General features: G+C 57.7%; 18 protein-coding genes, 1 tRNA gene and 1 pseudogene. 10 read left to right on the plus strand and 10 right to left on the minus strand.

The features are described from left to right. The first annotated feature begins 5 nt into the window (after positions 1 to 5). Positions 6 to 902 carry an NAD-dependent epimerase/dehydratase family protein gene (locus QWU00_RS10260; protein WP_014106240.1) on the plus strand — a complete coding sequence of 299 codons (897 nt, stop codon included), beginning with the start codon at positions 6 to 8 and terminating at the stop codon, positions 900 to 902. 225 nt (positions 903 to 1127) lie between these two features. Here QWU00_RS10260 and QWU00_RS10265 read toward each other — a convergent pair whose 3' ends face one another. Further along, complete coding sequence (locus tag QWU00_RS10265; RefSeq protein ID WP_052051562.1) at positions 1128 to 1547, minus strand: hypothetical protein; 420 nt, start codon at positions 1545 to 1547, stop codon at positions 1128 to 1130. 179 nt (positions 1548 to 1726) lie between these two features. On the opposite strand from QWU00_RS10265, the gene vapB reads away from it, so the two are divergent. Further along, entirely contained in the window at positions 1727 to 1951 is a 225-nt protein-coding gene (vapB, locus tag QWU00_RS10270; RefSeq protein ID WP_010511771.1) for a type II toxin-antitoxin system VapB family antitoxin, read from the plus strand. Next, positions 1952 to 2362 carry a type II toxin-antitoxin system tRNA(fMet)-specific endonuclease VapC gene (gene vapC / locus QWU00_RS10275; protein ID WP_014106242.1) on the plus strand — a complete coding sequence of 137 codons (411 nt, stop codon included), beginning with the start codon at positions 1952 to 1954 and terminating at the stop codon, positions 2360 to 2362. Positions 2363 to 2422: 60 nt separating this feature from the next. Here vapC and QWU00_RS10280 read toward each other — a convergent pair whose 3' ends face one another. Together QWU00_RS10280 and QWU00_RS10285 are read right to left on the minus strand one after the other, a co-directional pair. Then, on the minus strand, positions 2423 to 4117 hold the full coding sequence (locus QWU00_RS10280; protein ID WP_052051563.1) for a recombinase family protein: 1695 nt from the start codon (positions 4115 to 4117) through the stop codon (positions 2423 to 2425). A 12-nt stretch (positions 4118 to 4129) separates the two neighbouring features. After that, entirely contained in the window at positions 4130 to 4258 is a 129-nt protein-coding gene (locus tag QWU00_RS10285; RefSeq protein WP_262411456.1) for a hypothetical protein, read from the minus strand. Positions 4259 to 4663: 405 nt separating this feature from the next. Here QWU00_RS10285 and QWU00_RS10290 point away from each other — a divergent pair. The 3 genes and pseudogenes from QWU00_RS10290 to QWU00_RS10300 all read left to right on the plus strand — a co-directional run. Next, positions 4664 to 5647 (plus strand): annotated as a pseudogene (locus QWU00_RS10290) (ParB/RepB/Spo0J family partition protein); the annotation flags it as partial. Positions 5648 to 6313: 666 nt separating this feature from the next. Next, positions 6314 to 6901, plus strand: a complete 588-nt coding sequence (locus QWU00_RS10295) for an aldehyde dehydrogenase family protein (RefSeq protein ID WP_269320093.1) — start codon at positions 6314 to 6316, stop codon at positions 6899 to 6901. A 77-nt stretch (positions 6902 to 6978) separates the two neighbouring features. Next, a protein-coding gene (locus tag QWU00_RS10300; protein ID WP_304651038.1) for an IS5 family transposase occupies positions 6979 to 7733 on the plus strand; the annotation gives its coding sequence in 2 pieces (ribosomal slippage) (positions 6979 to 7318 and positions 7318 to 7733; 756 coding nt in all). On the opposite strand, the gene QWU00_RS10305 is transcribed toward QWU00_RS10300, so the two are convergent. The 7 genes from QWU00_RS10305 to QWU00_RS10335 form a co-directional block, all read right to left on the minus strand. Further along, the gene (locus QWU00_RS10305) at positions 7726 to 8277 is read right to left on the minus strand and encodes a DUF6538 domain-containing protein (RefSeq protein ID WP_035382478.1); all 552 of its coding nucleotides are present in this window, start codon (positions 8275 to 8277) and stop codon (positions 7726 to 7728) included. The two genes, QWU00_RS10300 and QWU00_RS10305, sit on opposite strands and share 8 nt — an antisense overlap. A gap of 114 nt (positions 8278 to 8391) precedes the next feature. Continuing rightward, a tRNA-Leu gene (locus QWU00_RS10310) sits at positions 8392 to 8477 on the minus strand. 102 nt (positions 8478 to 8579) lie between these two features. Next, positions 8580 to 9296 carry a M48 family metallopeptidase gene (locus QWU00_RS10315; RefSeq protein ID WP_035382477.1) on the minus strand — a complete coding sequence of 239 codons (717 nt, stop codon included), beginning with the start codon at positions 9294 to 9296 and terminating at the stop codon, positions 8580 to 8582. 38 nt (positions 9297 to 9334) lie between these two features. Then, positions 9335 to 9850 carry a YcgN family cysteine cluster protein gene (locus QWU00_RS10320; protein WP_035382476.1) on the minus strand — a complete coding sequence of 172 codons (516 nt, stop codon included), beginning with the start codon at positions 9848 to 9850 and terminating at the stop codon, positions 9335 to 9337. A 27-nt stretch (positions 9851 to 9877) separates the two neighbouring features. Further along, positions 9878 to 10321 (minus strand): hypothetical protein, encoded by a 444-nt coding sequence (locus QWU00_RS10325; RefSeq protein WP_052051581.1) that lies wholly within the window; start codon positions 10319 to 10321, stop codon positions 9878 to 9880. 17 nt (positions 10322 to 10338) lie between these two features. Beyond that, complete coding sequence (locus QWU00_RS10330; protein ID WP_150395593.1) at positions 10339 to 11322, minus strand: extracellular solute-binding protein; 984 nt, start codon at positions 11320 to 11322, stop codon at positions 10339 to 10341. Between the two features lie 152 nt (positions 11323 to 11474). Then, positions 11475 to 12599 carry an ABC transporter ATP-binding protein gene (locus tag QWU00_RS10335; RefSeq protein WP_052051580.1) on the minus strand — a complete coding sequence of 375 codons (1125 nt, stop codon included), beginning with the start codon at positions 12597 to 12599 and terminating at the stop codon, positions 11475 to 11477. Positions 12600 to 12666: 67 nt separating this feature from the next. Between QWU00_RS10335 and QWU00_RS10340 the strand changes: the two genes are divergently transcribed. The 4 genes from QWU00_RS10340 (at position 12667) to QWU00_RS10355 (ending at position 14287) form a co-directional block, all read left to right on the plus strand. Beyond that, a complete protein-coding gene (locus tag QWU00_RS10340; protein ID WP_006560365.1) occupies positions 12667 to 12969 on the plus strand; it encodes a hypothetical protein in 303 nt (100 codons plus the stop codon). Between the two features lie 38 nt (positions 12970 to 13007). Further along, positions 13008 to 13433, plus strand: a complete 426-nt coding sequence (locus QWU00_RS10345) for a phage holin family protein (RefSeq protein ID WP_035382474.1) — start codon at positions 13008 to 13010, stop codon at positions 13431 to 13433. Between the two features lie 142 nt (positions 13434 to 13575). Further along, a complete protein-coding gene (locus QWU00_RS10350; protein ID WP_006560265.1) occupies positions 13576 to 14070 on the plus strand; it encodes a MarR family winged helix-turn-helix transcriptional regulator in 495 nt (164 codons plus the stop codon). 22 nt (positions 14071 to 14092) lie between these two features. Further along, complete coding sequence (locus QWU00_RS10355) at positions 14093 to 14287, plus strand: DUF1656 domain-containing protein (RefSeq protein WP_006560264.1); 195 nt, start codon at positions 14093 to 14095, stop codon at positions 14285 to 14287. Positions 14288 to 14294: the final 7 nt, after the last annotated feature.

Raw genomic sequence — 14294 nt, forward strand, 5'->3', positions numbered from 1 at the left:
GTAAGATGAGGCTGTTTGTTACGGGGGCCAGTGGTTATATTGGCGGCTCCTTTGCTGCTGAAGCTGTTCGCAGGGGACACGACGTACGAGGGCTGGTTCGCTCCGCCGAGAAAGCGGCGGCCTGTGCAGCGTTGGGCATGGTGCCTGTTCAAGGAACGTTGGCGGATCGTGATCTTCTCATAGAAGAAGCCCAAAGAGCAGATGTGGTCGTTAATGCGGCAAGCAGTGATGAGCGGGATGCAGTTGATACCTTTCTCGCGGCGCTTTCAGGTTCCGGTAAAGCCTTCTTGCATACGAGTGGCAGCAGTCTGGTCGCTGATCATGCTGAAGGTGAAGCGAGCGAGGCTATTTTCGACGAGCGCCATATGCCGCTGCCTGTGGCAGAAAAAGCTCCGCGAGTTGCTCTCGATCACGCGATCCTGACAACACCTGGAATACGGTCAATCATTCTGTGTAATTCACTGATCTATGGAAAGGCTCTGGGGCCGACGGCTCATAGTGTCCAGCTTCCCCTTCTGGTAGACTACGCGCGGGAGAATGGCTGCGCCCGCTATATTGGCAAAGGTCTTAACCGCTGGTCGACAGTCCATATAGCAGATGTCGTGGACCTGTATTTCCTAGCGCTTGAACAGGCTCCGCCGGCAACATTTGTATTTGTTGAGAGTGGAGAGGCATCCTTTCGGGATATGGCGCAGTCTATTGCCAATGCATTGAGGCTTGGTGAGGCAACCTCCATGACGGTTGAGGCCGCCATAAAACGCTGGGGGCGTCAGAGGGCTCTGTATTCCCTGGCGTCTAACAGTCGGGTGCGCAGCCTCTACTCGCGGGCATGGGGATGGAAGCCGAACAGTGCAGATATTCACACATGGATTCTAAATAATATTTCAGCAGAAAATCCGTAAGAGAAAGAGGGTACATCTGAATTTCGGCTTTACCACTCCGTCATATACGAGTCAGGAAGCTGGCGTCAGAGCTATCTTACTCGTCAAGGTCATGGTTGCGAATCCGTAGCAGCCTCAAGGCATTAAGAGTGACGAGGGCAGTAGCGCCAGTATGCTTCACGTTGCGGGCCCCCAGGGTGTGGGAGTGGTGAAAGTGAAGAGGTCCGACCGGCAAGGGGGGGCAGGCTAAGGTTCCTTCCGCAATGCTGTGGGCAAGCCTGACGACCAGTGCACCCTGCCATCGCGAAGCGCTTCCAGGGCTGTCTGACCCGCAAGTTCAGGATGAGATTGCATCAGGAAGCGGTAAATGGTCCATCCGCTGTCGCCCAGCATATCGAAAAGTGCGGGCGGGACAGGGAAGGGCTGTCCCGTCGCGTCGATCTGCCAGGCCGGATAGCGCGCTTCTCGTGGTGAGGATTCTGGCAGAACGAGGACAGCATGGGCCTGTTCCAGATCATGCAGGTCTGAGACAGTCAGGCCAAGACGATGGGCAAAAATCTCTCCCGTCAGCATGTCCGGCCCTGACAGAATGGTGGCTGTCAGGTGGCGACCCCGTTCTTCTGCGCGGGCGAAAGCGTCACTTCGTGTTCGTGGCCTGTCTGTCATGAATGCTGTCTTTTTGTCTTTCAGGGAGAGAGGAGAGCGGTCCCATCATGGGGCGGGCGGAAGATCTACTGTATCATCCGGCCCGCTTGTATGCATTCGGTGCGTAGAGCCCTAAAAATACGGGACATCAACGTCCAAATGGGATATACATAATATATATCCATGGGGAGAAATAGCCGATGCTGACCCGTACGACACTCTTTCTATCCAACCGCTCGCAGGCAGTGCGCCTGCCGAAGATGGTCGCCTTCGGGGAGCAGGTGCGTGACGTCGTCATTGTGTCCGAAGGTTCACGACGCATCATCGCCCCCGCTGACGCAGCGTGGGATGATTTCTTTGCGGCTCCCGGCGTGGATCTGGGGGAGCGGAACCAGCCGGCCATGCAGGAACGTGAGGCGCTCTGAATGCTGCGTTATCTGCTGGATACGAACCTCTGTATCCGGGTATTGCGGGATCGACCACAAGGGCTGCGTCCGAGGTTCAACAGCTGTGCGGAGGAACTCTGCATCTCGGACGTGGTTCTGTATGAGCTGCTTTATGGCGCAGAACGCTCGTCCGATCCCGTGCGCACAAGGCGTGAAGTCGAGCGCTTCGCGGCAAGGCTGGCGGTCCTGCCATTCGACAGTGAAGCAGCCGCCCATACGGCAGACATTCGGGCCGAACTTGAACGGAATGGCCGTATCATAGGTCCGTATGATCTCATGATTGCCGGGCATGCCCGGAGCAGAGGGCTGATTGTTGTGACCGGCAATCTGCGGGAATTTCAGCGGGTGGAGGGTCTTCGAACCGAGGACTGGCTGACTGACACGGTCTGACCGGGAAAGGTGCGGCGAGACAGAATATCGATAAAAACGATTATTTATCAATCAACTATGTCATGCAGCGAGCCTCTCCACGAACCCGCTGACAAGTAGCAGTTTTCTTTGGTTGCAGGCCCCCGCAACCAACGATACTTGCGATACGAACACATCAAGAACGCCACTGTCCGGATGGACCGTGGCGTTTTTCTTGTGCGCCGCGAACTGCAGGATCGCCGCTAGGTCGCCGCGCAGGATGATCGCCAGTTCGCCGTCGGCCGGTTGGAGCGTGATCTGCGAGATCAGTGTGCGCAGGCGCTCGGCTGCCTCGGTCTTCGTCTCTTCGGCCAGGAGGTTCTCATAGAGAGACGCGACCCGCTGCTGGTAGATCTCCGCCATGTTCGGATGCAGCAGGGGAGAGGGCTCTTCGGTATTGGCGACCTTCTGTTCCAGTTCTTCCTTGCGGGCTTCGAGCACCGTCATTTTCTTCATGACCCGCTTGGAGGCCTCAATGTCATCTGAGGCAAGGATAAGATTCAGCAGCTTATCCAGCTCTCTGTCGATGCGAGGAATTTCATTCCGCATCGCTGCGAGATCGGCCCCAAGTTCCATGCGCATGCGATTCACCTCGCGGGTAAATTCGTTGCAGAACTCCTTGAACAACTCCGGTTCCATCAGATGCGTACGCAGCCCGCTCAGGACCGATGCTTCCAGCGCGTCGCGACGGATGTTCAGGCGGTTGTCGCAGGTGCCCTTGTTGCGCGCCGTCGAGCAGCCGAGCAGATCTTTCGAGATCATGCTGTAGCCACCGCCACAGCAGCCGCAGCGGATCAGCCCGGCAAAGAGATGGCGCGGACGGCGCCGCTCACTGAGTGCCTCGTTTCCCCGTTCCGGCTGGCTGAAGGTTGTCTCGGCCTGGCGCGCCTTTACGGCATCCCACAGATCCTGCTCGATGATCCGTAGCTCCGGTACCTCCTGGATCACCCACTCGGATTCCGGATTGAGGCGTGAGACACGCTTGCCGGTATCCGGATCCTTGAGGTAGCGCAGGCGGTTCCAGACCAGACGCCCGACATACATCTCGTTGTTGAGGATGCCGGTGCCGCGTTCCCGATTGCCGTGAATGGTGGACGGCCCCCATTCCCGTCCCTGCGGCCCCGGAATGCCATCGCGGTTCAGCTCCATGGCGATCGTGCGCGAGGACTTGCCGCGGGTGTAATCGGTGAAGATCCGTCTGACCGTGCGGGCCTCCTCCTCATTGATGGTGCGGTCGCCGCGGATGCGCTCACCCTTCGCGTCAAACTGGCGCACCACGTCATAGCCATAGGAATTGCCGCCGCCGGACTTGCCGTCCTCGACGCGTCCGCGTAGGCCACGGCGCACCTTCTCGGCCAGATCCTTGAGGAACAGGGCATTCATCGTGCCCTTGAGGCCGATATGCAGGTGAGTAACGTCGCCCTCGGACAGGGTGATGATCCGCACGCCGGAGAAGGTCATCCGCTTGAACAGGCCGGCGATATCTTCCTGGTCGCGCGACAGCCGGTCCATGGCTTCGGCCAGCACGATGGTGAAGCGGCCGCGCGTGGCGTCCTGGATCAGTTCCTGTATGCCGGGGCGGAGCAGGGAGGCGCCCGAGATCGCCCGGTCGGTATAGCTGTCGACGATCGTCCAGCCCTGTTTTTCCGCGTGCAGCCGGCAGAGGCGCAACTGATCCTCGATTGAGGCATCACGCTGGTTTTCGGACGAATAGCGGGCGTAGAGCGCGACCTTCACAATCCCATCTCCCTAATCCTGGAGATCGCGTCGCCTCACGGCCTCCACTTCAGCGTTGACGAAATCCCGTGCGGCCTGACGGGCCAGAAGCCGGACCAGACTGACCAGCCGCAGATCCGCTCCACTACGCAATGGTGTCACGTTGGCGTGCCATCTTCCCGTCCTTTCTGCATGGACTTGTGCCTGGCTCTGTAGGCACTGTGGATGGCGGACTGGGCGTGCGTGAATAGAAAAATACACGGAAACAAAGACATGGATCGCAGGAAGAGGGCTTCGGGATAGTCGTGAACACGCACGGCTATCGTGGTCGGCACTATCACAAATCGGTGATGGCACGACTATAATAGTCGCAATTTATCGAGGTAGTCCTCGACTCGAGGATCGGTCGGCACGGACCTGTGTTCCGTAAAGCCGTATCTACGCGGTTCCATGGATGCGATCCGGCGTCTGGTGGGGCCGGAAGAGAGGAAGAGGGAGGTTGGGTTTTCGTGACGGATTCAGGGGTGGGAGAGAGGCTTCCGCCCGTCTGTCACGGAGTGTCCCGTCATGGCGAGCGCCATCCAGAAAATCGCCCTCAATGTGTCCCGTGATATCCCTTTCAATAAGTTGGTGCTGTCGCAGTCGAACGTGCGACGCGTGAAGGCCGGCCTGTCGATCGAGGAACTCGCCCGCGACATCGAACGTCGTGGGTTGCTCCAGAGCCTGAACGCGCGCCCCGTCCTGAACGAGGATGGGACGGCGACAGGTTCCTACGAGGTGCCGGCGGGCGGCCGCCGGTTTCGCGCCCTCGAACTGCTGGTGAAGCAGAAGAAACTGGTGAAGACGGCCTCGGTGCCCTGCGTCGTGCGCGAGGCCGGATCGGCCATTCTCGCCGAGGATGATTCCCTGGCCGAGAACGTCCAGCGCGTGGCCCTGCATCCGCTGGACCAGTTTCGTGCCTTTCGCGACATGCTAGAGAAGGGCATGGCCGAGGAAGAAATCGCTGCCGTGTTCTTCGTCGTGCCGGCGGTGGTCAAGCAGCGCCTGCGCCTGATGACCGTGTCCGACAAGCTGCTCGAGATCTACGAGCGGGATGGCATGAAGCTGGACCAGCTCATGGCCTTTTCGATCAGCGATGACCATGCCCGTCAGGAACAGGTCTGGGAGATTATTGCCCAGAGCCATAACCGCGAGCCCTATCTGATCCGTCGCATGCTGACGGAAAAGACCGTGCGGGCATCGGATCGCCGCGTGCGCTTCATCGGGCTGGAGGCTTATCTGGCGGCCGGCGGCCACGTCATGCGTGACCTGTTCGAAGCCGATGACGGCGGCTGGCTGCAGGATCCGACCCTGCTCGACCGTTTGGTTATCGACAAGTTGCAGGAGGCGGCTGACCAGGTCCGCGCCGAAGGCTGGAAATGGGCGGAGATGGCTCTCTCCTTTCCCTGGGGGCATACACGGGACTTCATGGAGATCGAGGGCACGCCTGTTGCGCTTTTGGAGGAAGAAGCCGCCCGTCTGACCGCGCTGCACAGCGAGCAGGAAGGCGTCCGTTTTTTGCGTCTTGGCCTCGCCTATCGCGGCGCGCAGCTGGAGCAGGACCGCCGCCGTGCGGTCGCTGGGGATCCCGTGGTCCCGGCGGAGGTGCTCCGCGCAACGTGCCTCGAGTCCGTCCTCGTCCGTCTGGTCGAAGATGAGGGTTCGGCGGAGTGCCTCGCGGACGGTTGCCGGATTGGCCGATGCGGCGAACGTGGCATTGTGTGCCTGTCGCTTGGCTTTCAGCGTGCCGCTGTCGCTGCCTGCCACGTCTGCGACAGCGAAGGCCGTAAGCAGCGCTGCGACGTCGGCCGCCGTGATCCGCGAAACAGCATGCTGCTCGCCGTGCCAGGTGCTTGCGCCGCGATAGACCGCGCTCGCATCATCGGCGCGGCCGCTCATCACGAGAAGAGCTAGACGATCAGGATCGGAGATCACACGCTCGAGGAGCGTCGGTGCGGCGCGCCGCGGCGGCGCGTGGGCGAGGCATGCGGCGACATCGGCGAGCGCAATCGCGCTCGCCGCCCCTTTCACCTGAACCTCGCAGCGGATCGGCCTGCCGCCGGCGGTGAAAGTCAGTTCAGCGTCCTCGCCGCCATCCGGTTCGACAAGCAGTGTGGCATCCTGTGAATCACAGGTCGCTCCAGAACGATATGGAAGGAGGATGCCCGTGCAGCATCTATCCTGCGAGAACGGGCTGAGGAATTTGCCCAACTCGCAACCTTGGAGATGGGCAAGCTTATCAACGAAGCGCGCTTCGAGGTGGGGTTATCCGCCGACATTCTCTCCTATTATGCTGACTATTCGGAAGAGTTTCTCAAACCGGAGGAACTGTCGGATGCACCCGGATCAGTCGTCAAGACGGCTCCTATTGGAGTGATTCTTGCAATCGAGCCGTGGAATTTTCCGTACTATCAGGTTGCCCGCGTCGCAGCTCCGCAACTCATCGCGGGGAACGTGCTGATGATGAAGCACGCGCCGAATGTCCCGCAATGCGCGCTGGCATTCGCGTCGCTATTCTCTCAGGCCGGTGCTCCAGAAGGCGTCTATACCAACCTGTTTTGCAGTAACGAACAGACTGAAATGCTGATTGACGATTTCCGGGTGCGGGGTGTCACGCTCACAGGCAGCGAGCACGCGGGCACGTCTGTCGGCGGGCGAGCCGGACAAGACCTCAAGAAAGTAGTCCTGGAACTTGGTGGCAGTGACCCATTCATTATATTGGAAGACGCGCCACTAGATACGGCACTAGGGCGTGTCGTCAGTTAAACGGGGGGATTATGAAGCTTGTACTCCCGTTTGATCTGTGATGTTTTCTTCCTGTTTCTGGAACGGGGAGAGTGTGAATGCGACGGTATGGTTTGAGCGATGGTCAGTGGGAGCGAATAAAAGATCTTCTCCCGGGTCGCGAAGGTCATGTCGGTGGGACGGCTGCGGATAACCGTCTGTTTATCGAAGCCGTGCTGTATCGTTACCGTGCAGGCATTCCCTGGCGTGATCTGCCTGCCCGGTTCGGGGACTGGAAGAACGTGCACCGGCGGCTGCGTCGCTGGTGCGAAGGCGGCGTGATCGAGCGGATTTTCCGGCATCTGGCTGCTGACCATGACAACGAATACATGATGATCGACAGCACCATTGTCCGTGCTCACCAGCATAGCGCGGGCGCCCGTAAAAAAGGGGGGCGGATCAGGCCACCGGGCGGTCCCGTGGCGGACTGACCACGAAAATCCATGCCATTGTCGATGCCGCGGGAAAGGCTGCGGCTCTTTCCCTGACGCCCGGACAAAGGGCCGACATCACAGAAGCAGAGCCATTGCTCGATGAAGTCGATCCCGAGGTCTTCATCGCCGACAAGGCTTATGATGCCGATCCCCTCATCGAAAAGCTTGAAGAGCGGGGGATCACACCGGTTATTCCGTCAAAGAAAAACCGACGCAATCCACGGAAAATCCTCTTCTCGCTTTATAAAAAACGAAACATCATCGAACGCTTCTTCGCCAGACTTAAACAGTTCAGGGGTATTGCAACACGATATGACAAGCTGAAGTCAACTTTCCTCGCAGCCGTGCAATTCGTCTCCGCCATCATTGGAATTAACTGACGACACACCCTAGGATTTCACCTGAACGGATCAGCTTTTCCATTGCGGGTTCGGCTGTATCCTTGAGATATCCGGTGAGCGCGGTCATGCGGTCTGTCTCTCTGACATGGGACAGGAGATGTTCAGCGTTGATGGTCTTGTATTGGGAGATCAGCGACTCAATTTCGAGCTCATATGACCGGATTATGGCCTCTAGGAAATTCCTGGCATCATCATTGTCAAGATATGACCGTACGCACTCTGTCAGGGTGTCTCTTGTTTCCTGAGCTCCACTGGTTTCCGGGGGAAGAATGGAGCGTCTGAGAAGGTCAGCATAGTCCTGCTTTTCCTCATCCGATATAATCCACGGTTCATGAGCCATCGCGTGTTCGATCTTTGCAAAAAGTGCCTGTGTCCGTTCGTATGCTGTTCCAGCACGGATCAGTGCGATTTTCCTTGATCTGGTGAACAGCGAAAAGCAGATTTCATTCTTTTTAAGAGTATCACGGAATCGTGATGGAACTCGTGTCCTGAAATAGAAACCTGTTGCCCGGCACTGGAGCATGTTTCTGCCTTGTTCATCGTCCCCCGCCAAAGCCTGTGTAAGACCTTGTGTAAGAGTTTGCGGGGTCTATGTTTCTGGAAATCCAGAATAATGAACAAAAACAATGAGTTATGGTGGTGCGAACTGCGGGACTCGAACCCGCACGCCCTTACGGGCTGGAGATTTTAAGTCTCCTGCGTCTACCATTCCGCCAAGTTCGCTTAGAGGGCTGGGGCCGTTGGAAGTGTGTCGGGCCCGCCCGGCATGAGGCGTTGTTGAGTTGGGTTTTTAGCATGATGCGGCGCGGCGGCAAGGGGTGGTTTTCAGCGGGCGCTCAACAACTGGTTGCCGTGTTGTTTCAGCCACGCTTCGGCCTGTCGTCGGTGGGGGGTTAATGTGTCCACCAAAGTCCAGAAAGCAGGACTGTGATTCATGTGTTTCAGGTGTGCGAGTTCATGCGCAATAAGGTAGTGCTGCACTGGATGCGCCGCCATGACCAGCCGCCAGGAGAGCATGATGCGTCCTGAACTGCTGCAACTGCCCCATCGGCTGGAAGTGTCTCTTATATCCAGTCGGGACGGATGAAGTTCAGATCTTTGTGCAAGAGTGCGCAGTTCCTGCCCTAAAATAGTGTGTGCATGTTTTTTCAGAAAATCCGCCACGCGTCGGCCGATAAAATCTTCCTCCCCGGTCACAACAAGCGTTGTGTTCTCCAACCACGCCCCTCCTCGTGCGTGAGGATGGTGGACGATGGTATGAGGGATACCGCAAATGGGAATGATGCTGTTCGGCGCAAACAGAGGGGCTTGGGTCAGAAGTGTCAGCCGGGAGGTGATCCAGTGAGATTGGTTCTGTAAGAACAGAAGAGCGCGCTGTTTGGGAAAAGCAGGAGGATAGCTGACAATCACTGCCTGCCGTTTGGGATCAATACGGACAGAGAGGCGGCGTGCGCGTGAGGAAGGCCGCCAGAGGATGGGGACAGCAGTGTTTCCGAGCAGAACAGTTTCGGTGTGTGGAGAAGTTGTACGGGGAGCTGCCATATTAGAGCGACGCTCCGTCCCGGTGAGAGCCGAGAAAACTAGCTTTTTCGGGTGGAGACACGGCGCACGGCTGGGCGCTGGTGTCCTGTAACCGGTTGAGCAGGTTCTCCCGGCCACGTAACCACGTAGTCTTCCAGATTTCCAGCCTTGCGTTCACTGACACATCGCCCCGCTGCTGATGCTCCTGCTTCTATCACAGTTTCGGCCCTACCGGTCAGTAATGGATGCCACGCAGGCAGAGAGCGTCCTTCAGACAGGCGGCGGTAAGCGCAATCAGGAGGAAGCCAGTCCAGCCCTGCAACCATCTCCGGCGTGAGGGTGATGCAGTCCTGCACTTTGCGGTGACGGTGTGCGTAGTCTGTGCACCGACACGTGGAAACATCAAGCAGGCGGCAGGCAACAGAGGTATAATGAATTTCGTCCGTGTCTTCATCACGGAGTTTATGCAGGCAGCATCGTCCACAGCCATCACAGAGGGATTCCCACTGTGATGTGGTCATGTCTTGCAGAGCGGTGGTTTCCCAGAATGGCGCGGGAGCCGGAGAACGTGTCATTTCCCTAGAATAAACTGCCTTGGCTGCTCAGGGAAGAGAAGCCTTCAAGAGACAGACCGCGCCCGTCAGCCCGAGAACACAAGCAAGAAGCAAACTGAGCAGGAGAGGCTTCCTGAGTAGTGGCAGCCACAGAAAGCGCAAGCGCATCTGGCCATTTGCGCCAAGCTCTTGCGCGGTAAGCGTCCATGTTGAGGGAATGTTTCTCAACCGGACAAGTGGCGTCACTGCAAGAAGCGGACTGAGGAGGGCTCCCTGCACAGCAGAGACCCAGAAGGAAGGGAGCGGGCTGGGCACCAGAAACGGCAGAAACACGGCAGCCGCCGTGGCGGGGAGGACAATCAGCAGCAGGAGCACATATGTTCTTTGCTCTTGCTTGATGATCAGCGCCACGCCGGACAGGAGCGCTGCCAGGCACAGGCCGACCGAGGCCGTGCAAAGGGTATGGATAAACAGAGAAGAAAAAGACAGCAAACGGAAAAACTTTATGGTTAGGGTTCTTGGGCCCAGTGCTCAAAACGAGCAGAGATGGTGGCCAGATGGGCGCTCCAGAATGCATCGTCAACAGGGATGGCCGCTGGGAGGTGCTGCAACTCCGGTGAGCCTGAATTGATTTCCGTAAGGGAGGGGAGCGAGGGCCAGGCGTTGGCAAAAGCCTGCTTCTGGGTTGGGTGTTCAAGCCAGGATGTAAAAGCCAGAGCCGTGTTGTCCTGAGCGGAGCTTTTGGGAACGCCCCATGCGTAATTGACTTGCAGGCGCTGTGACCAGAAAACGCCAAACCGTAAGCGTTCAGCGGGGGTTGCGCTGAGAATTTCACCTGTGGGCACACAGCCCATAAGAGCACCACCGCTTTTCAGAATATGCGCGGCTTCCGCAGGGGTGGACCACCAAACAATATAAGGACGGATTTGCTCCAGTTTGTGAAAGGCGCGATCCAGCCCTTCATTGCTGCTCAGCACACGGTAAAGGGCTTCAGGCTGCACGCCATCCGCCAGAAGAGCAATTTCCAGAGTGGTGCGGGGGTCTCGTCGGAGGCTGCGGCGTCCGGGGTGGCGGGCAACATCCCAGAAATCGGCCCATGTGGGGGTGGTCTCAAAGCGGGAGCGGTCCCACGCCATGGCAAAATCAATGGCGGCGGAAGGTTGTCCACAGCTATTGTTAGAACTGTCTGTGGGATCTCGCGCCAGCAGGCCGAGAGAACAACTGATTTGTAGGCTGCTGTCTTCCATCATCACTGCGGCCCAGCGATGGGGGGCAACGGTTTCCTGTTTGTGCAGGACGTCAATTTCGCCGTCCCACGAGGTTATGGTTATGGGGCGTTTGAGAAGCTGAGCATAAGGTTTGAACAGAATTTTCTGCTGCGTTGCTGAAATTGTCCCGCCAAATGTCAGAACGCGCAGAGGAGGTGTTACCGACCGGGTGGTGTGACGGGAGAAATGCGTGCTGGCCTGTGCTCCACTGTGTAATAACGTCATCCCAATGACAAACGCCCCCAAACTGCGCCGCAGAAGCGGGGCAGGTGCTACCTGGCTGGAGCGGTCCAGAACAGAAGACCGACGATGTCTGGGACGACGGAAAGAAAAAAACAGGGTGACCTCACGCGGTTACGGCTGGGCTCTAATTTACTTTAGCCTGATTTCTGGTCCATCGGGAAGGCAGTTGCGTTTGCTGTTTGCCACGCCAGCAACGCCAGCCGCCCAGGCTCAAGATCCTTGAGGGTATGGACGGGCGGCCGGTGCGCAATAAGTTCCCCTCCATCCTGCATGCGGAAGCGGATATGAATGACGGTGCCAAGGTGACGGGCAGAGACCAATGTGCCGACGACCATGCCCTCGGTTTCCTCTTTTGCAAGGGTAGCGGAGCGTGGAAACATGACGGAAAGCTTGTCTGGCGGGACGCAAATGGCGGCCAGATCATGCTCTTCTAGCCCGTGTGAGGCCATGGCCTCCACGGTCTCACCAGAGGGCAGGCGCAGTTCGGCGCAGTCATCATCAGTATAAAGCACTTTGCCTGTCAGGACATTGGCTTCCCCAAACGCAACGGCAACGCTTTCGCTCGCTGGTCTTTGCAGCAGGGTGGGGGCATTGCCGAGTTGAAGGAGATGACCGTTCTCCATCACGCCGATGACATCACCCAGCAACAGGGCTTCCGTGCGGTTGTGGGTGAGGAGAAGTAGGCTCAGACCAATGGCGCGCTGGAGTTTTTCAAGCAGCGCTATCTGGCGAAGGATGCCGACATGATCCAGCCCGGTGAACGGATGGTCCAGCACAATAGCTTCAGGGCGGAGAATAAGGGCGCGGGCCAGTTGAGCGCGAAAAATCTGCTCTGCGGTCAGTTTATCGGGCAAGAGGGCGCGTACTGCGTCCAGTCCCGTCAGGGCAAGCGTTTCCGCTACCCGATGCTGCATGGCGCTGGCGGATAGCTGATTGCTGGCCTTGAGTGGGAAAAGGCAGTTCTCCGCCACAGAAAGGTGAGGGAAGAGGGGCGTGTGCGGGCCGATGGTGGCCAGCTTCCGGTGTCCGGCGGGTTGGGATGTGACATTCTCTCCGCTCACCTGCAGACTCCCGGCACGGGCCGGGATGTGTCCTGCCAGCGCAAGGGAAAGGGAAGCAAAATCCTGTGATCGGTCGCCGATTCCCAAAAGAGCCACACAGCGCCCCGTATGGACGGAAAAGCTGAGCCCTGGCGCGGTTGGGTTATACGTAAAGTTCAAAAGCGCCATTGGCGGTGGCGAGCCATGCGTTGTATGCATGCAACGATGTCCTTACCGATCCGTTAAAAGGATATCTTCAATAATTCTAGAACGAATAGGGTTTTCCATGTCTTCTGATAAGCTCAAGGATGTAAAGGCTGCGGGTGAAAATGCTGCAGAAACGGCCCGCGATGAAATTGAAGCGGTAAAAGCCCACGTTGAACGCCTGATCACCAAACATATCGTGCCTGCATTGACGAACGCTGGTGGCAAAGCCGAGAATTTGACCGAGCAGGCGGTTGCCAATGCGCGTGAACTGGCCAATCATGCGCGCAATGATATTTCCAAGCAGACGCGTGGTCCGTCCTCTCTGGTCTCTATCGCTATTTCTGGCGTTGTGGGCTTTATCCTCGGTCGGTTGTCACGCTGAAGCGTAACGTCATCTGAACGAAGGTAGTCTCGGAGTCCATGCGTATCTTTGAACTTGGCAGGTCAGCCCTGCATGCCCAATCAAGCCTCATGCAGCAGATGGCCATTCGCCTTGGCCGTCAGGCTGCGTTCCTGGTGGTTGCCGCTGTGTTTGGCTTTTTTGCGCTGGTCTCGGGGCATGGACTCCTGTGGGCCCTTTTCCTGTTTACATTCCATTGGGGGCCGGTGAGCGCTGCGTTTGCGGTGTTCGCGCTTGATCTGCTGGTTGCCCTGATCTGCGTGCTGTTTGGCCGTCGTTCCTATCTGACAACGGCGGAAGTGGATGCACGCATTGCCCGTAACCGCTGCATGACCCAGATGAAGGAATCTGTGACCATGGCGGCTGTTACCGCCACAGTGGCCAGTTCTCTGGGCCGCCACGGCACCCGCAAGGTGTGGGATGTGGTGCGCCGCAAGAAAAACTAAGCGTTTTTCTTTTTCTCTCCGCCTTTGCCCATAGGTTCCATTCCAATTTTGCATTGGCGGGGAAGTATATTTTCTGTGAATGATGAGCCCAGCATTTTGTAAGTGTGCAAACAGTTTGTATACTTGCTAGTATGGGCACCTTATGGAACCTGACCACGATTCCGCTAACAGTCATGAGATCCGCCGGTCCTTCGGGTACCGGCTGGCTCGTCTTGCGTCCGTATGGCGGCGTGAGATTGATGCAGATTTGCGGGAATTCGGGCTGACGGACGCAACGTGGCGGCCCATCTATTATCTCAATTTTTCATCAGCCCCGGTCAGGCAGACTGATCTGGCCCGTTCCCTCTCGCTGGAAGCGCCTTCGCTTGTGAGGCTTCTGGACGTGCTGGAGAAGCGCGGCTTTATTGTGCGTGAAATTGATGAGGATGATCGCCGTTCCAAACTTGTCAGTATTACGGAAGAAGGGCGGGATGTTGCCGCTCTGGTCAGCCGCGCGGCTGATGAGGTGACAAACCGTCTGACAGCGGATGTCTCTTCCGCCGAACTGGAGCAATGCTGTCATATTTTTGACCGTGTGGAACAGGCTGCCGTTGGACAGAAAGACCAGCCGGCAGGTGAGAGAGAACACGCACGGTGATGGTTGGAACGAGAATGGCGTCATGCTGACGGAATTCAATCTTTTCGGTGTCTTTATGGCGCCGGTTGTTGTCTATGCGCTGGCGGCTCTGCCGCTCACGATGTTTGTACGGTTCGCCTTGTGGTGGAGCGGCCTGCTGGGCTGGTTCTGGCATATCGCGCTGTTCGAAGTCTCTCTTTACGTGTGTATTTTCTGCTTGCTGATCCTGTACGTCTGATCCCCCG

It is taken from the genome of Acetobacter tropicalis (genome assembly GCF_030644465.1).
In the GTDB taxonomy this organism is placed as follows: Bacteria; Pseudomonadota; Alphaproteobacteria; order Acetobacterales; family Acetobacteraceae; genus Acetobacter; species Acetobacter tropicalis.